The 21,862-nt window shown below is 55.8% G+C and carries 19 protein-coding genes; 7 read left to right on the top strand and 12 right to left on the bottom strand.

The features are described 5' to 3' along the window. Positions 1-12 precede the first annotated feature (12 nt). Positions 13-1,035: a hypothetical protein gene (locus R0135_RS05680; protein WP_407349286.1), complete on the bottom strand. Its 1,023-nt coding sequence runs from the start codon at positions 1,033-1,035 to the stop codon at positions 13-15. 15 nt (positions 1,036-1,050) lie between these two features. Further along, positions 1,051-1,848: a glutathione S-transferase family protein gene (locus tag R0135_RS05675; RefSeq protein ID WP_407349285.1), complete on the bottom strand. Its 798-nt coding sequence runs from the start codon at positions 1,846-1,848 to the stop codon at positions 1,051-1,053. Here R0135_RS05675 and R0135_RS05670 point away from each other — a divergent pair. Continuing rightward, entirely contained in the window at positions 1,822-2,691 is an 870-nt protein-coding gene (locus tag R0135_RS05670; protein ID WP_407349284.1) for a crotonase/enoyl-CoA hydratase family protein, read from the top strand. The genes R0135_RS05675 and R0135_RS05670 overlap by 27 nt on opposite strands. 31 nt (positions 2,692-2,722) lie before the next feature. Here the strand turns inward: R0135_RS05670 and R0135_RS05665 are convergent, their stop codons facing one another. The 3 genes from R0135_RS05665 to R0135_RS05655 all read right to left on the bottom strand — a co-directional run bounded on the left by R0135_RS05665 (position 2,723) and on the right by R0135_RS05655 (position 5,410). After that, the gene (locus tag R0135_RS05665; RefSeq protein WP_407349283.1) at positions 2,723-4,324 is read right to left on the bottom strand and encodes an AMP-binding protein; all 1,602 of its coding nucleotides are present in this window, start codon (positions 4,322-4,324) and stop codon (positions 2,723-2,725) included. 78 nt (positions 4,325-4,402) lie between these two features. Then, positions 4,403-4,870: an ion channel gene (locus R0135_RS05660; protein ID WP_407349282.1), complete on the bottom strand. Its 468-nt coding sequence runs from the start codon at positions 4,868-4,870 to the stop codon at positions 4,403-4,405. A 63-nt stretch (positions 4,871-4,933) separates the two neighbouring features. After that, positions 4,934-5,410: a hypothetical protein gene (locus R0135_RS05655; RefSeq protein ID WP_407349281.1), complete on the bottom strand. Its 477-nt coding sequence runs from the start codon at positions 5,408-5,410 to the stop codon at positions 4,934-4,936. Between the two features lie 167 nt (positions 5,411-5,577). Here R0135_RS05655 and R0135_RS05650 point away from each other — a divergent pair, with 167 nt between their 5' ends. The 3 genes from R0135_RS05650 to R0135_RS05640 all read left to right on the top strand — a co-directional run bounded on the left by R0135_RS05650 (position 5,578) and on the right by R0135_RS05640 (position 8,944). After that, positions 5,578-6,249 (top strand): glutathione S-transferase family protein, encoded by a 672-nt coding sequence (locus R0135_RS05650; protein WP_407349280.1) that lies wholly within the window; start codon positions 5,578-5,580, stop codon positions 6,247-6,249. 100 nt (positions 6,250-6,349) lie between these two features. After that, a complete protein-coding gene (locus tag R0135_RS05645; RefSeq protein WP_407349279.1) occupies positions 6,350-8,053 on the top strand; it encodes an amidohydrolase in 1,704 nt (567 codons plus the stop codon). Positions 8,054-8,056: 3 nt separating this feature from the next. Continuing rightward, positions 8,057-8,944, top strand: coding sequence for a phytanoyl-CoA dioxygenase family protein (locus R0135_RS05640; protein WP_407349278.1), 888 nt, complete (start codon positions 8,057-8,059; stop codon positions 8,942-8,944). A 124-nt stretch (positions 8,945-9,068) separates the two neighbouring features. Here the strand turns inward: R0135_RS05640 and R0135_RS05635 are convergent, their stop codons facing one another. Further along, complete coding sequence (locus tag R0135_RS05635) at positions 9,069-10,256, bottom strand: glycine C-acetyltransferase (RefSeq protein ID WP_407349277.1); 1,188 nt, start codon at positions 10,254-10,256, stop codon at positions 9,069-9,071. 15 nt (positions 10,257-10,271) lie between these two features. Further along, a complete protein-coding gene (gene tdh, locus R0135_RS05630; protein WP_407349276.1) occupies positions 10,272-11,300 on the bottom strand; it encodes an L-threonine 3-dehydrogenase in 1,029 nt (342 codons plus the stop codon). A 190-nt stretch (positions 11,301-11,490) separates the two neighbouring features. Here tdh and R0135_RS05625 point away from each other — a divergent pair, with 190 nt between their 5' ends. Continuing rightward, positions 11,491-13,935 (top strand): zinc-dependent metalloprotease, encoded by a 2,445-nt coding sequence (locus tag R0135_RS05625; RefSeq protein ID WP_407349275.1) that lies wholly within the window; start codon positions 11,491-11,493, stop codon positions 13,933-13,935. A gap of 18 nt (positions 13,936-13,953) precedes the next feature. On the opposite strand, the gene R0135_RS05620 is transcribed toward R0135_RS05625, so the two are convergent. Together R0135_RS05620 and R0135_RS05615 are read right to left on the bottom strand one after the other, a co-directional pair. After that, on the bottom strand, positions 13,954-14,370 hold the full coding sequence (locus R0135_RS05620; RefSeq protein ID WP_407349274.1) for a DUF1330 domain-containing protein: 417 nt from the start codon (positions 14,368-14,370) through the stop codon (positions 13,954-13,956). After that, positions 14,367-15,314 carry a glutathione S-transferase family protein gene (locus R0135_RS05615; protein ID WP_407349273.1) on the bottom strand — a complete coding sequence of 316 codons (948 nt, stop codon included), beginning with the start codon at positions 15,312-15,314 and terminating at the stop codon, positions 14,367-14,369. The genes R0135_RS05620 and R0135_RS05615 overlap by 4 nt, the downstream gene beginning before the upstream one ends. Positions 15,315-15,437: 123 nt before the next feature. Between R0135_RS05615 and metC the strand changes: the two genes are divergently transcribed. After that, complete coding sequence (metC, locus tag R0135_RS05610; protein WP_407349272.1) at positions 15,438-16,646, top strand: cystathionine beta-lyase; 1,209 nt, start codon at positions 15,438-15,440, stop codon at positions 16,644-16,646. 2 nt (positions 16,647-16,648) lie between these two features. On the opposite strand, the gene R0135_RS05605 is transcribed toward metC, so the two are convergent. From R0135_RS05605 to msbA, 3 genes are all read right to left on the bottom strand, one after another. Next, positions 16,649-17,404, bottom strand: a complete 756-nt coding sequence (locus tag R0135_RS05605; protein ID WP_407349271.1) for a creatininase family protein — start codon at positions 17,402-17,404, stop codon at positions 16,649-16,651. Between the two features lie 67 nt (positions 17,405-17,471). Further along, complete coding sequence (locus R0135_RS05600) at positions 17,472-18,590, bottom strand: glycosyltransferase family 4 protein (RefSeq protein WP_407349270.1); 1,119 nt, start codon at positions 18,588-18,590, stop codon at positions 17,472-17,474. 28 nt (positions 18,591-18,618) lie between these two features. Beyond that, positions 18,619-20,457, bottom strand: a complete 1,839-nt coding sequence (msbA, locus tag R0135_RS05595) for a lipid A export permease/ATP-binding protein MsbA (RefSeq protein WP_407349269.1) — start codon at positions 20,455-20,457, stop codon at positions 18,619-18,621. A 112-nt stretch (positions 20,458-20,569) separates the two neighbouring features. Between msbA and R0135_RS05590 the strand changes: the two genes are divergently transcribed. Further along, on the top strand, positions 20,570-21,856 hold the full coding sequence (locus R0135_RS05590) for an amidohydrolase (protein WP_407349268.1): 1,287 nt from the start codon (positions 20,570-20,572) through the stop codon (positions 21,854-21,856). The last annotated feature ends 6 nt before the right edge of the window (positions 21,857-21,862 follow it).

Below are 21,862 nucleotides of genomic sequence, written 5' to 3'. Positions count from 1 at the left end.
TTCAGGCGGTGTTTACAGGAGCTTGTCGATCATTATTTCTACAAATGCTGCCGCTGCCCAGGTCAATGGAGGAAGTACCGTGTAGAGCAGCATTCGTTTGAGTGCATGGACGTCAAAGGGCCAGGATGGGGCTCTGGCAACACGCTCCCGCATATCCAAAACTGCATCAAGCTGGAAGAGAGTATCGGCGTCTGCTCCTGCGATGTCTCCCTGAGTTATCCTGTCAAGACGCGCATCGAGCCCCGTAAGGGTCTGCTGTCGCTCCTCGCGAATGCGCCGGCGAATTCCCCGAAGAGGCCGGGCCACGATTCCGATCAGTGGCACCAGGCCAGCGATGACGCCAATGATCACCGGTCCATCCAGGGGGTTGTCACCGCCTAAGAAGAGCAGCGAGTAAGCGCAGAGCATGCCCGTCATCAATAGTGCCGGACGTAGGGCGGCAGAGCCGAAAGCGGCGTGTCGCGAAGGTCGTAAAAGATCAGGTTTTGCAATTTGCCCAAGGGACGAAAACACCAGCGCATTGACGATCAGCGGTGGGACTGTCAGAAACATTGCGACCCATAGAAGTATCGTCCCCCCAATTTGAGGAATAGCAAACTTCAAAGGGGACAAATGACTGTTGAGGATATATGAGTGGGCGACCCCAAGCGTGCAGCCCAGGATGCAGGCGCGCCACAGATTGGCGCGATCAATTCGAGAAAGAGCCGTACTTGCGGTCGCTATGGATGCCTCTGACCAGGAGAGTACACCAGAGAGTTGTCGTATATCCTGTGCAGCGCCGGCAAAAACCGGTCTGGAAAAGCCCGCAAGAATCCCCAGACTCGTACCAAAGAATAGCGCTGATGCAAGAACATCGTTAAACGTGGCGGCACTGACTTCGGTGGTGAAAACAGGGCTTAGCAAGCAGCCTGCTACGAGCAGGCCACACAGCGCTCCAAAAGCCCAGGACGGTAAACGACTCCATTCCTGAAGTCTCAGTATGGGAAGCTCGGGTGCGCTGGCGCGGGACCTCAGTTTATCTTCGAGTTCACTCAAGCTCGTGGGCCTGTTTTAGCTGCCATACGCGTAGGGGCCGCCGCGCTCGTGAGCACGCTGGTAAGCCGGACGCGCATGGATACGGTCAAGGAACGCAGCAAGATTCGAAAAGTTCTCCAGCCCGTAAAGCAACTTGCCCACCTGGGGCACAAAAGAAAGCTGAATGTCTGCGGCGCTGAACTCATTGCCCACAAACCAATCTTGATTCTCTAAAGCTCGATCCATGAACCCAAGATGATTGTCCAGCTCGCTGTTGATTCTTGGTTGTAGCAGTTCGCCACCGTCGGGAAGACGGCCGGTGTACATCTTGAGCATCAATGGGAGCATTGCGCTGCCCTCGGCGTAGTGCATCCACTGCAGGTAATTCTCATAAGCAGAAGTGCCAGCTTGCGGAGCAAGACGCCCGCCACCGTAGTGTCTAACGATGTAGTCGATAATGGCGCCGGACTCGATAACTGTGTTTTTATCATCAGTGAGCACCGGTGACTTGCCCAGCGGATGTACCTCGAATAATTCCGGTGGTGCCAAACTGGTGACGCTATCGCGTTGGTAGTTGCGTATGTCGTATTCAACGCCCAGCTCTTCAAGGAGCCACAGGACGCGTTGTGAGCGTGAGTTGTTGAGGTGGTGAATGGTGAGCATGTAATCGTTCTCCGGTACGTCGGTGATTAGCGCATTGTACGTCGGCGTAAGACCGGCTGCCGAGAGCAGGACGATCTCGCTGATCGGTGCCGGGAGGTTATGATCATGCCTGTCGTAGTAGATTGCAAAAAAAGAGAGTGGATCATGTCTACCGTACTTTATGAATGTCACGACCGCGTTGCGACCCTGACCCTGAATCGTCCCGAGCGATTGAATGCGATTAATACGGCCTTGCCAGGAGATCTGCGGGCTGCCGTGGAACGTGCGGACGCCGATCCCGGCGTACATGTGATTGTGCTGCAGGGGGCTGGCAAGGGGTTCTGTGGTGGCTATGACCTTGTGGAATACGCTCAGACTCCCGGGGAGATGCATGGTAATCAGGAGATGCCCTGGGACCCGACTCTGGACTACGCAATGATGTCACGCAATACAGAAGACTTTATGTCGCTCTGGCGTGCGAGTAAGCCTACGATTTGCAAAATACACGGTGCAGCGGCGGCGGGCGGTAGCGATATTGCTCTTTGCTGCGACATGATTGTCATGGCAGATGATGCCCGAATTGGTTATCCGCCTGCACGCGTCTGGGGAATCCCCACAACAATGATGTGGGTGTATCGTCTGGGTATAGAGAACGCAAAACGCATGCTGTTCACGGGTGACTTAATCAGCGGCCTGGAAGCGGCTGCGATGGGCTTGATACAGGAGTCTGTTCCCGACGATGAATTGGATGCGGCGGTGCAAAAGCTTTGCGATCGTATTAAGGGGGTGCCTCGAAATCAGCTGATGATGAGCAAAATGGTCGTTAATCAGGCCTATGAGGCTATGGGGCTTGCAAACACGCAGCGCTTTGCGAACTTCTTTGATGGCGTGGCTCGGCATTCTCCAGAGGGTTTGTGGTTTCGAGAACGTGCTGTGGATGTGGGGTTTAAACAAGCTGTGGCCGAACGGGACTCCGGAGGGCCCATTGCCGAGCATGCGAGTAAGGATCTGGGGCCTATACGAGCTGACGATTAGCCAGGCCGTATAGGCAGGGCGTTTCACTTGTTTAGGACATTTCGGTGTACTGACCGTTTTCCCAGCCTTCGCGCAGAGCAAATTTTTGGATTTTCCCCGAGCCGGTGAGGGGATAGGCTTCGACCTCAAACCAATGCCTTGGGGTTTTTTGTGGCGACAAATGCTCCCGCAGGTACGTAAACAACAGGTCTTTGTCTATGCTGCTACCGGGCGCTGGACGCAAAAACACCGCCACCTCTTCTCCCAGGCGTTCGTTGGGAAGCCCCACAACCGCAACCTCGCCTACGGATGGATGCTGGAAGAGCAACTCTTCAATTTCTCGCGGGTAGATGTTTTCTCCACCGCGAATAATCATGTCTTTCAGACGACCTTCGATTTTGCAGTAGCCCCGGGCATCCATGGAGCATAAATCGCCGGTGTGCAGCCAGCCATCCGCATCAATGGTTTTTGCCGTGGCCTCGGGGTTCTCAAAGTACTCGTGCATAACGTGATACCCACGGGTGCAGAATTCTCCAAGAACTCCAACAGGCTGGGTGTCTCCGGTTTCCGTGTCGACAATTTTAACCTCCACACCGGGCATCGCCTGGCCCAGGGTGTGGGCCTTATCGTCGAGGCTATCGTCCGCATGTGTCATGCAGGCCACTGGTGAGCATTCGGTTTGCCCGAAGACGATGGTGAAGGGGGCGCCTACGGCTTCTTCGAGCCTCTTCACAAGATCTGCAGGTACCGTAGAGCCGCCCGAACACAGTGCCCTTACTGCAGACAGGTCACGCTCAACAAAAGTGGGATGTTCAATCATCGCTATGAGCATGGTCGGTACACCGAGCATTGCCGCCGCGCGATACTCCTCCATAAGCTCTAGCACCAGGCCCGGCTCAAAAACCTCTACCAGCACTAGAGCGGAGCGTTTTGATAATGCCCCTAACACGGCCAGTACGCAGCCAGCAGTATGGAACAGCGGCATGATTCCCATATAGGTCTGGCCGGATTCTGCACCCATAATCGAGAGCGTGTGGGAGCCATTGTTTACCAGTCCACGATGATGCAGTAGCGCACCTTTTGGAAAGCCCGTGGTTCCCGACGTGTATTGAATCATGCAGGCATCATTGGGTAGGACAGTAGGTAAGGGTTTGTCTCCTGCGCTAGCTAGAAAGTCCTGCCACTGGGAAAACAAAATAACGCTTTTTAGTTCCGGACAATCGTCCTGCACTGATTCAAGATGATGAAGCATGGGATTGCCGCGAAAGTCTGGAAGCAAAAAGATACCTGCGGCTCTTGATTGGCGAAGTACATAGGCGAGTTCGTCTGCCTGATAGGACGGATTAACGGTAACAAGGACAATGCCGGCCAGAGCACAGCCGTATTCCATAATCACCCATTCGGGAATATTCGGCGCCCATACCGCTACTCTATCTCCGGGTTCAAAAATCTCCAGCAGCGCCCGTGCGGTCAGCTGCGCTTCATCCAGTAATTCGGCATAGGTCCAGGTACGGCGCTCAGCGGTGTCTGGTGTGCCGGCGATCAAGGCAATTTGCGCAGGACATTCCTCAGCGACCTCGCGAAGAGCGTCTCCAATGGTGAGTTCCCGAACGGGTGGTGTGGCGGGCCCTTTTGCATAAGACTCAGTTAGCATTAGTAATCCTTATTATTGTGTTGTCGGGCATTTTGTTTCAGACATTGTGTAGAGCCGAAGTCCTGAAGTCTACTTGCCTTAATCAACCAGTTGGCGAATGTGTTCGCCACGCTTTGAGGTCCAGCCGTGCCTGTTTTGTTTGATCGCATCCCGAAGCGTAGTCATGAAGGCCGCTGTAGACATTCCTACCATGAGAACGCCGTTAATCGCTTGAATAGGACCCAATAGTTTACGCTCGTCGCTCATCACGATATCGCCGTAGCCCAGAGTCGAGAAGTTCACGGCCGAGTGATAGAAGGCGGCGTCGTAGTTTTTGAACTCACCCAGAAATTGGAAAAGCGCAGCCCAAATGGCTACCTGTCCCAGATTGCCGAACATAAGCAGAAACATAACGCCGGACAGAATTGCCATGGTGCCAAGGTAGGAGGCACCATCCAGGTCTGATTGATGCTTTGCGTAATACAGCAAGGATCGGGTGAGTAGAGCTATCTGCAGCGCCAGACATAAGGCCATGGTCGCTACACCCAGTGCAAGGTTCAAGAGCATTTGATCGACCCGTTTTCAAAGAGGTCTGCAAGCATAGGAAAAGCCGAGTCGCTTGCCCAGCCCCTAATGAGGCTCCTCTAGCCAGTCGTCATCATCATCAAAGGGCCGCTCCTGTGTTGCTTCTGAAGCGGAGTCCGGATTGAGTGATGCAACACAGGCGTCCACGGCGGGTTGTGCGGCGCGATAGCTCACGGCCAGCCTGGCTTTTACGGCAAGGCGCGCTGAAAGACTCAGGTCGTCGCTGTATACCAGCTGGGAACTATATTCACGGGTGCTGTCACTCATGGGGACGGCACAGGCATGCAAGGGGAGCACTTTGTTGAGCTGGTTCAACATGTTGTCGGCATACATGAAGATTTCGCGAGTGTCGTCAAAGTACATGTAATCGACCCGGCCGTCGGCGTCGAGATCAGAGATACACAACACATAGATAAAAAACGACTCACAATGTTCTTTGCCCGGCGGACGAACATCGTCGAAGGTGCTCGCGCAGGCGCTGAGCCAGAGAACCAGCATAGATACTGTAATACGTTTAAGCACAGTCGGGGTTTGCTAGAGCCTTGGTTGGGCAGGAGTACCGCAGACAGATTAAACAATATAATAGTGTGTTGTTGCACAGCTTTCCCAGACTCCGGACTGATGTTATTGACTCCCTCTACGCAGAACTTGCGATAAGCTGTCGTTTAAATATGTGTTGTAGGTGATTTATGTCGTTTCACACTCCGTCGGACCTGAAGCTGATATGCGGGAACCGCAATTATTCTTCTTGGTCTTTGCGTGCCTGGTTGACTCTGCGCAAAGCTGGAATTGATCCCGAGCTAATTGTCTTGCCTATGGATACGCCGGAATTCGAGGAGCGTGTTGCGCAGTATTCGCCCACGCGACGTGTTCCCGTGCTTTGGATAGGGGATGAGTATGTATGGGACTCTCTGGCAATCGCAGAGACGGTGAATGAACGATACGCTGACTTTGCGCTGTGGCCGGTGGATCTCAAATTACGGGCCCTGGGTCGTGCTATGGCGGCGGAGATGCATAGCGGTTTCGCCGCCTTGCGCCAGGAGATGCCGATGAACTGTCGCGCGAGGCAGCGTAGGCTGGCAGTTAGCGACGGCGTGCACCGCGATGTACATCGTATCAGTGAGCTTTGGCAGGCGGCTCAACAGCAAAGTGGAAGTTCTACATGGTTACTGGGTGACTTCAGTATTGCTGATGCAATGTTTGCTCCAGTGGCGGTTCGGTTTGGTGCTTATGCGCTGGACCTTTCTGTGCCGACTAAGGCCTATGTGGATCATTGGTTGGCTGATGCGGACCTGCAGGCATGGATGTCTTTAGCCAATAAAGAAGCCTGGGTTATCGAGCATGAAGAAGTGGGAGAGTGAGCTCTGTACTTGTTTGTGCCACGCCGCGGTTAATCAGCAAGTCAGCAATTCCTGTGAATAATAGTCAAAAGTAGTCAGTAAGAATGGAGATAGAAAAACGATGAAATTAATCCAGTCTGCTCAAGAGATGCTTTTAGGAGTAGGTCTTACCGTGATCGCGCTGTCTAGTGTCGCGGCGCCCGAGATGGTTTTTTTTGGCGGTCCGGTGATCACGATGAATAGTAACGACCAGGTCGCAGACGCGCTCGCGATCGAAGCGGGAAGAATTGTCGCCGTCGGTGATAGCGCTGAGGTATTAGCGCTTGCAGATGAAAACACCCGGCGCATTGATCTTAAAGGCAAACCCTTACTTCCCGGTTTTGTGGACTCACACAGTCATGCGAACTTTATCGGCGTGCAGGCGATGAGTGCCAATCTTTTACCGCCGCCTGATGGCGAGGGTGCCAGCGTAGCAAGCTTGCAACGGCTGTTACGCGAATACATGAGCAGCGAGCCTGAGTTACAGCGCGAGTTGGGTTGGATTATCGGTTTTGGCTACGACGACTCACAGCTTGCTGAGCAGCGACACCCCACCCGCCACGATTTGGACGCTGTGTCTACAGAGGTTCCGATCCTGCTGATCCATCAATCCGGGCATCTTGGGGTGGCGAACACCGTTGGTCTCAAAGTGGCAGGCATTGGGGCGGACACGCCGGATCCTGATGGTGGGGCATTCCGGCGGGAGAGCGACGGTAAAGGGCCTAACGGCGTGGCCGAGGAGTACGCCTTTTTTCGCTTGATCTTTAGCGCTCTTGCAGCTGCCGATGAAGAGCTCCAAGACCGGATGCTGCTGGCAGGCACGGAGTCCATGGCGAGCTTTGGCTACACAACCGCCCAGGAAGGACGGGCAAGTCCCGAGAGCATGGCCGCGATGCAGCGGGTTGCGGATCGTGGAGAGCTCAAAATTGATTTGGTGTCCTACCCGGATATGCTGATGACTGAAGATTTATCGCCATCACGCTCCTATGAGAATCGGTATCGCGTTGGAGGCGTGAAGCTGACCATCGACGGCTCGCCACAGGGGAAGACCGCGTGGCTGAGTCTGCCTTATCACGTGGCACCTCACGGCAAGAGTGACGACTATGTGGGTTATCCCGCCATTGATGTAGATACTGTCAATAGTAGTGTTATGCGTGCCTTTGACCACGGTTGGCAGATACTGGTGCATTCCAATGGCGATGCGGCAACAGATGCATTATTGAATGCTCTGCGCCTCGCGCGGGAGAAACACCCGGATGTGGAGCTTCGTCCTGTACTGATCCATGGCCAGGTCTTGCGCAAAGAGCAGGTTGCGGCGCTGGACGAGCTGGATGTTTTCCCTTCGCTCTTTCCCATGCATACCTTTTACTGGGGAGACTGGCATCGGGATTCCGTGTTGGGGCCAAAGCGTGCCGAGAATATTTCACCCACGGGTTGGGTGAGAGAGCGGGGAATGATGTTTGGCTCGCATCACGATGCGCCGGTAGCCAAGCCGGACTCCATGCGTGTGCTTTCAGCAACCGTTACGCGAACTACTCGCAGCGGAGCGGTGTTAGGTGCAGATCATCGTGTTGATGTAATGACCGGTTTGCGCGCTCTGACGATTTGGCCTGCCTGGCAACATTTTGAAGAGGCGGACAAAGGCACTCTGGAAGTGGGCAAGCTTGCAGACTTGGTGGTGCTGTCTGATAACCCGCTTACGGTGGATCCCGGCGATCTCGACGAGCTGCAGATTCGTGCAACTTACAAAGAGGGTCACCTCGTCTATCAACAGGATGAGCAATAAGCCGTGGTGGCAGTCGGTACAGCGGCAAGCTTTGTTGAGGCCCAGTATCAGCCTTTAACACCATCAAAGCCTTCTGAGGGTTATGAGGAGCTTCGGGAACGATTTCAGGCCGAGGGCTATTTGTATTTTCCGCGGGTTCTCGATTCGTCCATCGTGCAGCCCGTGCTGGAAGACATGCTGTCGGTACTCAGCCCACATATTCACTGGAGCAGTGCTGCGGCGTCCCCGGTACTTGCAGGAGACCCTTTTTTCGAAAGTGACCCCCTGTGGGACAGGCTCTATCCCAAAGTTCAGGCGCTGGAGTCTCTACACCGAATATTCCACTGCTGTGAGGTCCGGCGTTTGATGGACTTGGTGGCTGGTCCGGACGTTTTTGTGTATCCCATGAAAATGGCGCGCATAGCTGCACCGCGTAAATTGGGATTTGAAACCCCGCCGCATCAGGATGCGTTTTCGCATCATGCGGGACCGACTATGGCCGGGATCTGGATAGCGCTGCATGACGCCGACGAGGCAATGGGGCGTTTAACGATCTTGCCGGGCTCCCATATGCATGGGGTGCGGCCTGTCTTTGAGGCGCAGGGTGTGGGAGGTGTTCAGTGCGAGATCCATCCCGAGGAGACTTTGTGGCATGTCTCAAATGTCACCGCCGGTGATGTGATTATTTTTCATTCACAGACGGTGCATCGAGCGCAGGCTAATGTAGACAAGCACCGCGTTCGTTTGAGTGTCGATAGCCGCTTTTGCGATTATGGTGCTCCGGTTTTTTCAACTAACCTGGAGCCGCACCACGCCTGGCGTATTCCGGAATTGGACTGGGATTACGTCTACCGGGACTGGAAGACTCAGGATTTACGCCATTACTGGCTGGACTACCCTGGACTTTTCTGAGAACTCATCGTGGAGCCGCGGGACTGTCTCTCTCGGCTTTCGGCCCTTGGCGTCGTAGACGTTTTTGGCGTTCCGACCCGGCTTTACTCGAGCTGCTCGCGCAAAACGGCGCCGACCTCACGACTCAGCCAATGGCGTCTCGGGCTGACACAAAGGCAGCGATGGCACGATCAAGATCTTCTTTGGTGAGCGCGGCTGACATTTGCGTGCGGATACGAGCCTGGCCCTTGGGCACCACAGGAAAAGAAAAGGCCACCACATGAACGCCTTGCTCTCGAATATGTGCAGCCATTTGCGCAGCGCGGTTCGCATCGTGCAGCATTACCGGGATTATCGGGTGGTCACCCGGCAGTAATTCGAAGCCTTCTGCTTCCAGCGCGCTACGAAAATACGCTGAGTTTTCCTCCAGTCGCTTGCGAAGATCCGGCTGGGATTCCACAAGTTCCAAAGCGCGCAGAGCGCCGGCCACCACCGGTGGTGCAACAGTGTTGGAGAACAGATACGGGCGCGAACGCTGGCGCAGCAAGTCCACAACTTCTGCGCGCGCTGCGGTAAAGCCACCGCTGGCGCCGCCCAGGGCTTTGCCAAGAGTCCCCGTAATGATGTCGACGCGATCCATACACTGATGGTATTCATGAGTGCCTCGTCCATTTGCGCCGAGGAACCCCGTCGCATGGCAGTCGTCAAAATGCACCAGGGCGCCGTATTTCTCGGCCAAATCACAGATTTTATCGAGCTTGGCGATACTGCCATCCATGGAGAACACGCCGTCGGTGGTAATGAGCTTGAAGCGCGCCCCTGCAGCATCGGCGGCTTTAAGCTGGGCTTCCAGGTCCTGCATGTCATTGTTGGCATAGCGGTAGCGTTGCGCCTTGCACAGTCGGATGCCGTCAATGATGCTCGCGTGGTTTAGCGCATCAGAGATGATGGCGTCTTCGGCGCTTAGCAAGGTTTCGAACAGACCACCATTGGCGTCAAAGCCAGAAGGGTAGAGGATGCACGCCTCCAGACCCAAAAACCTGGCCAGGCTTCGCTCCAGATCTTTATGCAGGCTTTGCGTTCCACAGATAAACCGCACCGAAGCCATTCCGTAGCCCCATTCTTCGAGACCCTTTGCGGCGGCGGCTTTGACCTCGGGGTGTTCTGCAAGGCCCAGGTAGTTGTTAGCGCAGAGATTGAGCACGTTCTGGCTGCCGGCAATAGCGACATGAGCGCCCTGGGCACTGGTGAACTCTATTTCTTCTTTATAGAGACCCGCATCGCGAATACCTTGTATCTCTGCGCGCAGGTGCTCCTGGAATTTGCCGTACATAATCTGATTCCTTTTTTAGTCGTCCCAGCGCAAGACAACCTTGCTGGCACTGCCATTGTTCATGGCCGTAAATCCTTCATCGAAGTCGCTATAGTGCATGCGGTGAGTAATGACGGGACTGATATCGAGGCCCGTTTGAATCATCACCGACATTTTGTACCAGGTCTCGTACATCTCACGGCCGTAGATGCCTTTTAGCGTGAGCATGTTGAAAATCACCTGGCTCCAGTCGATGGCGGTGTTCTGTGCAGGAATACCGAGCATGGCGATTTTACCTCCGTGGCACATATGGGTGATTTGATCGCTCAGTGCCTGGGGGTTGCCTGACATCTCCAACCCCACATCAAAGCCCTCGCGCATGCCTAACTCATGTTTTACGTCGGTCAGGGATTCGTTCATCACATTGACAGTACGGGTCGCTCCCAGAGTTGCCGCCAGCGCCAGTCGATCGTCGATCACATCAGTAATCACAATGTGTCTAGCGCCCGCGTGACGACATACAGCGGCGGCCATGGAGCCAATGGGGCCGGCACCGGTGATCAGTACATCTTCTCCCAGTAGGTCGAACTGCAGCGCGGTGTGCACGGCGTTGCCCAGAGGGTCAAAAAGAGCAGCAATATCCAGATCGATGCCCGGGGCATGCTCCCATACGTTGGACATGGGGAGGGTCAGATACTCAGCGAAGGCGCCGGGACGGTCTACTCCGATACCGCTGTTGTCGCTGCACAGGTGGCGACGACCTGCCATGCAATTGCGGCAGCGGCCGCAGACTACGTGTCCTTCGCCAGAGACAATCTGACCGGGTTTGAAGTCATTGACGTTGCTGCCCACGTCGACAATCTCACCCACAAACTCATGCCCCACCACCATGGGTACTGGAATGGTTCGTTTTGCCCAGTCATCCCAGTTGTAAATATGCATGTCCGTACCGCAGATGGCGGTGCGCCGAACCTTGATCAGTACATCGTTGATGCCCGGTTCAGGCGCAGGGACCTCCTCCAGCCAAAGGCCCGGAGCGGCTTCTTTTTTGACGAGTGCGCGCATGTGATTCCAGTATAAGAGAATAATTCCTGTATTTTGTCTTCGATCGAGGCGCGATACAAGCCCACAGCTGTAAAAATTGCTTGTCTCTGGAGTCCTTGCTTGCAACACAGGCCCCCGCCGATGATCATATCGCACAGGTTTAGCGGGATAGCCTCCCTCAGATTCTCATTTGCCCAAACAAGGACTCAACATGCGACAGCAGATTCAGGCGCTCGCTCTTCTTGCGCTTATTGCACTACTGGCAGCCTGTGGCGGTACAGATCCCGCTGGGGGTGAGCGAATTAGAGAGTTTTCGGAGGGGATGCGCTGGCAGCCGGGTTTCGTTCCGTTCTACCACGATACACGCAAGGGCAAGATCTACCTCTTGCTGGACGAGAGCAATAGCGAGCTGCTCTATCAGGAGAGTCTGCCCCGAGGTGTGGGCTCCAATGACATAGGTCTGGATCGAGGTCAGCTGGGCGGTGAGGCGGCCCTGGTCAAGTTTGAGCCGACGGGCGATAAAGTTTTGCTGCGACGGACCAATCAGAGTTACCGGGCGACCACGGTAAACGAGGCAGAGCGACTGTCGGTGGAGCAGGCGTTTGCCTCTTCGGTGCTTTGGGGATTCCCCGTCGTTGCTCGAGACGGTGATCAGCGACTGGTGGATGCAACGGAATTTCTGCTTCGCGACAGTCACGGTATTGCCCGGCGACTCAAAAGCCGCGGGGAGGGCAGTTTTAAGCCCGATGCCTCTCGCTCGGCCGTGTTTGCGCCGCGAAGTCGCGCTTTTCCACGAAATACTGAACTAGAAGCTGTGGTGACCTTTGTGGGCGATGACCCGGGACCGCAGTTACGCTCCGTTGCTCCTGATCCGCACGCTGTTTCGGTGCATATGCACCACAGTTTTATTGCGTTGCCTGAAGCGGGTTTTGAGCCGCGGGTTTTCCACCCGGAGTCAGGTTACTTTGCTATGGGATATGCGGATTATTCCGTGCCCATCACGGAAAGTCTTGAAAAGCGATTGATCAGACGTCACAGGCTGATCAAGAAAAATCCTTCAGCAGCCGTCAGTGATCCGGTGGAGCCCATTATTTACTACCTGGACCCTGGCACTCCTGAACCTGTGCGATCAGCGTTGATCGAAGGCGCGAGCTGGTGGGCCGATGCCTACGAGGCGGCGGGCTTTAGTAATGCTTTTCGTGTGGAGATGCTGCCCGAGGACGCAGATCCTATGGATGTTCGTTACAACGTGATTCAGTGGGTGCATAGATCAACACGTGGCTGGTCCTATGGTATGAGTGTGAGAGATCCCCGCACCGGTGAAATTCTCAAAGGTCATGTATCTCTCGGTTCCTTGCGCGTTCGCCAGGATCTGCTTATCGCAAGAGGAATGACCGCGGCTTTTGCCGATGCCGGGGATGACAGTGAAACCATGGACATGGCGCTTGCGAGAATACGACAGCTGTCTGCACATGAAGTAGGGCATACCCTGGGGCTTGCGCATAACTTTGCTGCAAGTATCCGCGATCGCGCGTCGGTAATGGATTACCCCCATCCTGAGATGTCCCTTGATGATCAGGGCGAGGTGAGCTTGGCAGACGCCTATGCGGAAGGTATCGGCGATTGGGATAAGCGCGCCATCACCTATGGTTATGCGCAGTTCGATACCCCGGATGCCGAGGCTGAGTCCCTGGTAGCGTTGCTGGCGGACAATCGCGCCGCGGGGTTCGAGTTTATCAGTGACCCGGATTCACGTCAGATGAGCGACTTCCACCCACGCTCGCACTTGTGGGATGGCGGCGCGGATCCCGTGACTGAACTGAATCTTGTTATGCGCCTGCGGCAAAAAGCGCTGGCAGGATTCGGTGCAAACAGCATTCCGCAGGGGGCTCCTATGAGTGACCTCCAGGAGGCGATAGTGCCGGTATATCTCTATCACCGGTATCAGCTGGAGGCGGTGGCTAAACTCATCGGAGGAGCGGACTATCGCTATGCGCTCCGCGGTGATGATTCGGCGCCGGCGGTAACGCCGGTGAGCTCTGCCCGGCAGCGTGCGGCGCTGGAGAGTATTCTTGCGACGCTGCGCCCGGATGCTCTGAGCTTGTCGCCAGAGTTGCTGCAGCAGATACCCCCCAAGGCTTATGGTTATGCGCGTAACCGTGAGAGCGCGCCGTCGCGCACTGGAGCACTTTTCGATCCCTTGAGTCTTGCAGAGGCGGCCGTAGGTCATAGCTACGAAGCATTGTTGCATCCTGAGCGTTTGGCCAGATTAGCACTTCACCACAGTATGGACTCCACGCAGTTGTCTCCCGCTCAGCTATTTGCCCGTTTGCAGGATGCAATATTGCTTCAAGAGTACAGTGGTATGGAGGCGGCTATCGATCGACGTAGTGCTGGCGTATTACTGCATCATTGGCGGCAGCTGTTTGCCAATGATGCGACCGATCCACAGGTCCGCGCAGCGGCCCGGGGAGCGCTGGAGAAAGCCCAGCGACTGCTGCGAGCTCGCTCGCGCAGTGGCGGTGATGGCGCCAGCGACTATGCCGACTTCTATCGTTATGAAGATTGGCTTATCGCACGCAGCCTCGAGGGGCGTGTGGAGCTGAGGGAGTCAAAGCTCACGCCCATGCCCCCCGGATCACCTATTGGCGGCTAAGCACGCGCCTTCGGCTGTCTAGCCGGCAAAGCCACCCCCGGCCTCGTCGGGGGCAAAGCGAATCAATCGACTGTCGTCCACCGCAACGGTTCGATGCACAACAACCGCCTGATAATCAGGATTGGTGACCATGGCTAAAAACGCACCGGCACTGGGATAACGGGCAACGAACGCAATGTCCCAGTGTTTGTCTGTAGGGCCTGTGAGCATACATTCCTGGTGCCCTCGCCACAAAATTTCGCCGCCGAGCTCTCTGAATATTGGACCGCTGTGCTCTCCATAGCGACGGTAGGCCTCGGCACCGGTGCAGGTTTCACCATCGGGGTAAGTGGCCGTTTCTTTCAGGCGAATGAGATTGAGCATCATGATTGGCGTGTCTCTGGGTAGCGCCTTGAATGCATCGAATTGCTCACGAGTAGGGTCAATATGTTTCATGTGGACTCTCCTGTAAGAGAAACTTCAAATCCGTAGCGGGGAAAGTGAACGTGTAACTGCCCGGCTTGTGGATCCTGCCGGGCTACGATGATGCGATTGTCGTCAACGACGAGGAGTTGTCCGGTCACTGCCTGAAACCCATAGTCCGTAGGCATTACCTGAACGCTTGCTTCAGCATCGATGTTCAGCAGCGGGTCTATCTGCGGCTCGTCGATAGCCGCAGGATCGCTGCTGCGGGCAACTTCTATCGCCTCGGCGCCGCTCATTGGAGTGGCCACAGGCTCATCACTGAACCGCTGCATACGTTCAAGCCATGCGCTCACCGCGGGGAATGTCTCGAAATAATGGCGAAGCACGGCCTGGCGATGCACGAACCAGCAGCAGTGCCAGTGCGAAAAGTCAGACACATCAGGGCTGCTCCCGCCCAGAAAATCCTGCGTTAAGAGGGTTTCTTCCATGGCACCCAGGTGCTCTCTAAAGACGGCCTCGGCCCGGGGAAGGGGAGTTGCCAGTCCGGGGCTCCCGGCGGTGAATGCAGCGCGGTCCTTAATAAAGGCCTCTGCAGCCTTGGAGTCGGCAAAGCGAGGATTTGCGGCGACTGCCGCAGGCTGAAACACAAGGCCCACACAGACCCTAAAAAATTCACTGTCCGCCCAGCGTGCAGCGGCGACCGCCTGCGCTGACCTTGGGCCTCCAAAGATGCTGGGTTCCCCTTTCTCGCTTTCGATCACCTTGGCGATGAGTGCCGTATCGCAAAAAATATCGGCTCCCTGTTGCATGACCGGTGTGCGTCGATAGCCGCCGGTAAGCGCAGTGAGATCGGGCTTTGGCATGATTGGCGGGATGTCTACGCTTTTGTAGGCAAGTCCTTTGTAGCCAAACAGCGCGCGGATTTTTTCGGAAAATGGAGAGTCGGCGTATTGATGAAGTATGAGATCGGGCATGGGCTAGCTCTTAGTTAAAAGACAACTGTCGCAGACCGCTGTTTCGCCGTCCAGCCCAGCTGGTGGAGCCTCGTGAGCAATGCTAGCCTCTGGATATGTCCCCTAGCGAATGTGAGCGTCAATGTGAGTAAGAAAGCCGCGTCAGATCCAGCTTATGTGAAACATCTCAATACGCGTCTGGTGCACGCAGGGCGTTCGGACCCTCGGGTTGTCAGTAGCCCGGTTTTTCACGCCTCCACCGTGCTGTTTGCCGACTATGCCGAGTTCTGCGAGCGAGAGGCCGCGCCTTTGGATCGTGAGCACATGTACTACGGGCGAATGGGTACGCCGACAACCCGGGCATTGGAGGACGCCGTGTGCGAGCTAGACGGTAGCGTTGGTGCAGTACTGGCTTCGTCCGGCACGGCATCCATGGCCAGTATCCTCAATTGCTTTTTATCCCCCGGTGATCACGTTTTGATGGTTGATAGCGTATACGGGCCTACGCGAAAGTTTTGCCTGGGTAGTCTCGCGCGCCGCGGTGTCAGCACGACATTTTACGACCCGCTCATGGATGAGGAACTACACACTCTGGTGCAGGACAATACGCGAATGATTTTTATGGAGTCCCCGGGATCGGCGACTTTCGAGATTCAGGATGTACCGGCAATTGTTGCGGTGGCAAAGCAACATGGCTTGCTTACGGCTATCGATAACACCTGGGCAACACCTTTACTCTTCAATCCATTGGAGTTTGGTGTAGACCTGGCGATGCAGTCAGGAACCAAATATCTCAACGGTCATGCGGACTGCCTGTTTGGCGTGACGACTACAGCCAGTCCCGAACTGTATACGCAGCTTCACCATCACACGCTCGCCCACGGTATGCATCTTGCTCCGGATGATGCCATGTTGGCGCTTCGCGGTATGCGGACCCTGGCTATTCGCATGGAGGCTCATGACCGGGGGGCCAGGACTGTTGCCAGCTGGCTGGAGACACAACCCAGAGTTCGCCGCTTGCTGCATCCAGCCTGGGACTCTTGTCCGGGGCACGCGATTTTTGAGCGGGATTTTAAAGGTGCCAATGGTCTTTTCGCGATGGTGATGCAACGAGAAAACGAGCAGGCCATGGCAGCCTTTATCGATAGTCTGGAGCTTTATGGCGTGGGCTTTTCCTGGGGAGGGTTTGAGAGTCTTTGTTTGCCGATGCATGCAACTCGCAAGCTACCCAGCATCGCATTGGCTGATGACGAGACACTTGTCCGATTACATATCGGACTCGAGCATCCCCAGGATTTGATCGACGACTTGGCCCGAGGTTTTGCCGCGATGGATGCGCTTGCAGGCGCCTAGCCTCAGGCCTTGGCCGCCGCAAAGGCAAGAAAGTCTTCCCGGAGCGCCTTGGCCGCGACGGCGATGATTTCTTCGCCGGCCGCGACGGTTGCCTGAGTCGGGTCTGAGCCGATACGCCCATCGGCGAAACGGCCGCGGTAGTCCTCGGCATCGGTAAATCCGCCGTTGGGTGCGACTTTAGGGTCCAACACCAGGTTGCGGACCTGCTCAGGGTAGGCCGCATAGGTAACCGCTACTTCTGATGCCGTCGCGTGAGAACCCTCATGCTTTGGGTGTAGGCGCTGACAGGTGCTCATCACCCCGGGCAGTTCCCACCAGTTGCGTTGGCGCATGCTCAAAGCTGCAATGTTCGAGTTGGGTCCACTCAGGCTGCGCTCTGCGTAAACCTCAGCAAATGCTGCAGCGATGGTGGCAATGTTACCGCCGTGACCATTGATCCAATAAATTCGCTCAAAGCCGTGGCGACGAAGTGATGCACACCAGTCTGCGATCGCCGCGATCATTGTGCTTGGGCGCAGTGTCATGCTGCCGGGAAAGCCCAGGTGGTGCTGTGCACAGCCCACACTGAACGTTGGGCCCACCAGGATGTCCGGATTATTCGCCGCAGCTGCCTCGGCAATGACCTGAGGGCAGATGGCGTCGGTTCCAATCAGACCGGTAGGACCGTGTTGCTCCATAGAGCCGATGGGCAACAAAATACTGCGGCTGCGTTGCAAATAAGCTTCTACATCACACCAGGTGGATAGTGACAGCAACATGCTCAGTTCCTTGTAATTTGGTTTTTAGTTGTGCTTGTGGCGGCATCCTGCCAGTGCGGCAGAGGTTTTAGCCCGTTCTTTGAGAGGATAGCAGTTCCTTGTATAGCGCAAGGGTGTCCCGAGCCATGACGTCCAAAAGAAAGCGATCATTGCGCCTTGGGGGCGCAATCTGCCCTGCGAGAATGGCCGTAATCTGCTGGGCTGCCGCTGTGGTATCGCGCACTGGCACAGCACCTTTCGGGTAAAGGGCCTCTAGAATTTCGGCGACGCCACCGTGATCGTAAGCGACCACCGGGCGACCTTCGCTCAGAGGTTCCAAAACCGTGCGCCCGAAGGATTCCGGTTGTGTGGACAGTGACAATACGATGTCCGAGACCGAGTAAATGTCGCGCAGGTCGCCGCGATGTCCCGCGAAGGTGATATGCGACGCAAGACCGCGTTGGTCCACTGCTGCGTAAAGTTCTCGCGCGTAAGCAATACGCTTGGGATCCTCCCCGCCGACAATAAGCCCATGAACGGGCTGCCCCGCGTCGCGTAGTTGCGCAATCACATCCATAAAGTCGTGATGACCTTTTAGGCGGGTAAGACGGCCGGCCATGGTGATGACGCGCTGATCCAGTAACTGTGGAAACTCTCGATACCACTCTGATAACCACTTCTCGCTGGCCTGATGGCCTCGGGGGAATTCCAGTGGATTAATGCCCCGATAAATGAGGTGTAGCTTGTTTGGGTCGCAGCGAGGGTAGTTGTCCAGCACGTAGCGACGGATAGATTCAGAAACAACGATGACCCGTTCACCGCAGCATACGATTTCACTATAGCGACTCACCGAGTGCATTCCGTGTACCGTGGTCACGAGCCTTGGTCGCGTCTGGGGATCCATTCCTTTCCAGGCAAGCCAGCAGATCCAGCCGGGCATGCGAGAACGCAAATGCAGAATGTCGAATGCTTCAGATGTGAGCCAACGCCGCAGAGGACGCACGTGACGCAGCGTGAGTGGTGATTTCTTGCCCAAAGACCAGTCTACGTGTCGTGACCCCTGCTTCTCCAGGCGAGTTACCATTCGACCGCCCTGGGACAGCACGCTGGAGTCATGTCCTGCCTGAACAAGAGCCTTGGCGATGTCCACAGTGCCCCGCTCAACACCCCCGGTATCCAGAGCAGGAAGTACCTGCAGCACCTTCATGGACACAGCATCCCGGGAGACAGGAGGATCATGCTTGTAGCTGCTGACGATGAAGCTGTGCGTAGATACCCTGCTTGCTAAGCAGTTCTGCATGGGTACCCAGTTCAACAACACGCCCCTGATCCAGGACGGCGATACGATCGGCCTGTTCCACCGTGGATAGTCGATGGGCGATAATCACCGCCGTCCGTCCTTGGAGAATGCGTTGCAAGGCCTGCTGAATCAGTGCCTCACTTTCGGCATCCTGAGCCGAGGTGGCCTCATCAAGAATAAGAATAGGCGCATTCTTCAAAAACGCTCGAGCCAAGGCCAGACGCTGGCGTTGCCCACCGGAGAAATCGTCGCCCTCTTCACGCAATATCGTATCGAGACCGCCGGGGAGGCGCTGCACGAATTCCAGAGCGTTAGCCTGTGCGAGTGCTGCGTTTATGGCATCGTCACTTGCGTCTGCCAGGTCACCATAGGCTATGTTGTCCCGCACACTGGCAGCAAAAAGTGTGGTGTGCTGACTCACAAAAGCAATCTGTCGGCGCAGGGATGTCAGCATCAGCGACTCCATGGGCTCGCCATCCAATAGCAGGGAGTTAGGAGGTGAGGGGAACTGCGCCGCCAGAAGGTTTGCCAGGGTTGTCTTGCCCGAGCCTGAGCGTCCAACCAGGGCCAGGGTTTCTCCCGCCGCCAGATTCAGGGAGATGCCGCGTAGGGCGTCCTCGTCAGAACCCGGGTAGCGAAAGTGAAGGTCTCGCAGTTCATAAGCTCCCTTCGGTGCCGCCTGGAGCGCCCTACCCGAATCACTCTCGGTTTCTTCGTCGAGTACTTCAAAGACACTTTCTGCCGCCGCGATACCGCGCTGGATTCGCGCGTTCACCTGGGTGAGCTGTCTCAGGGGCTTTGCCACAAGGCTGGCAGCTGTAATGTAGGCCAGAAACTGCCCGGCATCCATGCTGCCTCGCAGCGCCGGATCCAGTCCGAACCAGAACAAGCCCGCCAGAGCACTGTAAGTGAGCCATTGAATGATGGGGGTACTGATCTCATTGACCCGGGCAAGCTTAAGGTCCTGATTCAGCGCGTAGCGACTGCGCTCTGCAAATCGGGCGTTTTCCGAAGCGGTGCCGCCAAAGCCCCGCACCACAGGAAAGCCGCGTATAGCCTCTGCCGCGACTCGGGTGATACCCCCCATGGAGTCCTGAATTCGCCGGCTGTATTTTTTAAACTGTGACGAAGCCAGGCTGATGATGCCGCCGATGAAAGGTGCGAGTACCACAAACATCAGAGACAGCTTCCAGTTGAGATAGAAGATGTAACCCAGCAGCGCAATGACCGTGAGTCCCTCGCGAACAATAACCTTGATGGCTGTTGATGCCGCGGCGGCCACTTGTTCAATATTAAAGGTAATAAGGGATATGAGTTCGGCGGAGTTTCGCTGAGCGAGGTACGCCGCCGGGAGGGTGTTGATATGCGCAAACACATCGAGGCGTAGCTGATTGACTACATGTCGGGCTACATAGGTAATGTAATAGCTGCCCAAATAAGAACCAATACCCCGAACGGTCACGATTGCAATGAGTGCAAGGGGCAGAAAGCTTCGAACGTTAGCGGCCTGATCCAAACCCAGGCGCCGTTCCCAACTCCTGAGCGTATCCACCCCGGTGACGGCCGAACCTCCAAGCGTGTTTCCCTCAAAGGCTGCGGGGAGGTATTGCATGAGGCCGGCAAATGCCGACTGAGTCAGTGCGTACAAGATGAAACCGAACATGCTTAGTAAAAACGCGGGCCACAGCGGTCGGACGTAACGCAGCAGGCGAGCGTAGGTCCGCAGTCCACTGCGAGGAAGGGGGGCGTCAGGCTGTGGGGAGTCTGTATCCAAGTGCGATTGCTAAAAGTGGCGTTGCGCCTATTGTACGGGATGCACCGCAAGCGGGCATCTGTCTGGCGTCGACTTTGCTAGACTGCGGTACTGATCTTTTTGAGGTTCTCTTATGCGTCAACTTATCCAGGCATGTCTACTTATGGTCCTTTGTGGCTTCAACATGCAGTCTTGGTCCTTCGATGAACTGGCTTACTACACCCATTTGCATGAAAACCCAGAGTTGTCGTTTCAGGAGGAACAAACAGCAGCAATCCTTGCCAAGACTCTGAAGGATGCAGGCTTTACCGTTACAACGGGCGTTGGTGGACACGGGGTGGTCGCTATTGTGCAAAATGGTGAGGGGCCTACCCTGATGGTTCGGGCAGACATGGACGGCTTGCCCGTAGAGGAAGATACGGGCCTTTCTTATGCCAGTACCGTCAAAGCAAAAGAGTTAAACGGTCAGGACGTTTCGGTAATGCACGCCTGTGGGCATGACGTACATATGACCGTTGTGATGTCTGCAGCACTTGAATTGCTGGAGCGTCGGGATGAGTGGCAGGGCACGCTCATGGTGATTATGCAGCCGGCGGAGGAGCGCGGAGCGGGTGCCCGGGATATGCTCGCCGACGGACTCTTTGAGCGATTCCCTCAGCCGGATTACAACCTGTCAGTGCACACTATTGCGACGCTTCCCGCTGGAAAAATCGGATTTATTTCGGGTTGGATGATGGCCAATGTGGACAGTGTGGATATTACGCTCCACGGCGTTGGGGGGCACGGTGCCTATCCGCATACCGCTAAGGACCCTGTGGTTCTGGCGGCGGCGGTGATCATGGATTTGCAAACCTTGGTCTCCCGGGAAATTCATCCCGCGGAGCCGGGTGTTGTCACGGTAGGCTCTATTCATGCAGGCACCAAGCACAACATCATTTCTGATAAAGCCACGTTGCAACTCACGGTTCGCTCTTACTCTGATGAGGTTCGGGACACGCTTTTAGCGGGCATTGAGCGTATTGCGGTGAAGCAGGCCGAGGCCATGGGTTTTCCTGCTGACAAAAAGCCAGACGTTGCTGTGCTTCAAGAGTACACGCCCGCATTGTGGAACGACCCGGCGCTGGTGACGCGCGGTGTCGCCGCCATGCGCGGGGAGTTGGGTGATGATGCCCTGGTGGAGATTCCCAAGGAGATGGGAGGAGAGGACTTCTCTCGTTACGGTCGTACCGATGCCAAGATCCCCTCGTTCATGATTCGAGTGGGTACGGTTCCTCAGTCTCTGTGGGATGCAGCGAGCCGCGGCGAAGAACGTTTGCCGTCTCTGCACTCGGCCTTTTTTGCCCCTGATCCGGTGCCCACACTGGACACCGGTCGACGCGCAATTACGGCCATGGTGCTTGACCTCATGGCGAGCCCCTAGACAGGC

The sequence above is a fragment of the Congregibacter variabilis genome (assembly GCF_045689235.1).
GTDB lineage: Bacteria > Pseudomonadota > Gammaproteobacteria > Pseudomonadales > Halieaceae > Congregibacter > Congregibacter variabilis.
The sequence above is the reverse complement of the archived record's forward strand: the minus strand, read 5'-3'. Positions and strand labels throughout refer to the sequence as shown.

Bases quoted from the DNA above. Each gene is read 5' to 3' on its own strand.
- R0135_RS05670 (WP_407349284.1), top strand. From the start codon at position 1,822: ATGTCTACCGTACTTTATGAATGTCACGACCGCGTTGCGACCCTGACC.
- R0135_RS05665 (WP_407349283.1), bottom strand. From the start codon at position 4,324: ATGCTAACTGAGTCTTATGCAAAAGGGCCCGCCACACCACCCGTTCGG.
- R0135_RS05660 (WP_407349282.1), bottom strand. From the start codon at position 4,870: ATGCTCTTGAACCTTGCACTGGGTGTAGCGACCATGGCCTTATGTCTG.
- R0135_RS05650 (WP_407349280.1), top strand. From the start codon at position 5,578: ATGTCGTTTCACACTCCGTCGGACCTGAAGCTGATATGCGGGAACCGC.
- R0135_RS05645 (WP_407349279.1), top strand. From the start codon at position 6,350: ATGAAATTAATCCAGTCTGCTCAAGAGATGCTTTTAGGAGTAGGTCTT.
- R0135_RS05635 (WP_407349277.1), bottom strand. From the start codon at position 10,256: ATGTACGGCAAATTCCAGGAGCACCTGCGCGCAGAGATACAAGGTATT.
- tdh (WP_407349276.1), bottom strand. From the start codon at position 11,300: ATGCGCGCACTCGTCAAAAAAGAAGCCGCTCCGGGCCTTTGGCTGGAG.
- R0135_RS05625 (WP_407349275.1), top strand. From the start codon at position 11,491: ATGCGACAGCAGATTCAGGCGCTCGCTCTTCTTGCGCTTATTGCACTA.
- R0135_RS05620 (WP_407349274.1), bottom strand. From the start codon at position 14,370: ATGAAACATATTGACCCTACTCGTGAGCAATTCGATGCATTCAAGGCG.
- R0135_RS05615 (WP_407349273.1), bottom strand. From the start codon at position 15,314: ATGCCCGATCTCATACTTCATCAATACGCCGACTCTCCATTTTCCGAA.
- R0135_RS05605 (WP_407349271.1), bottom strand. From the start codon at position 17,404: ATGTTGCTGTCACTATCCACCTGGTGTGATGTAGAAGCTTATTTGCAA.
- R0135_RS05600 (WP_407349270.1), bottom strand. From the start codon at position 18,590: ATGAAGGTGCTGCAGGTACTTCCTGCTCTGGATACCGGGGGTGTTGAG.
- R0135_RS05590 (WP_407349268.1), top strand. From the start codon at position 20,570: ATGCGTCAACTTATCCAGGCATGTCTACTTATGGTCCTTTGTGGCTTC.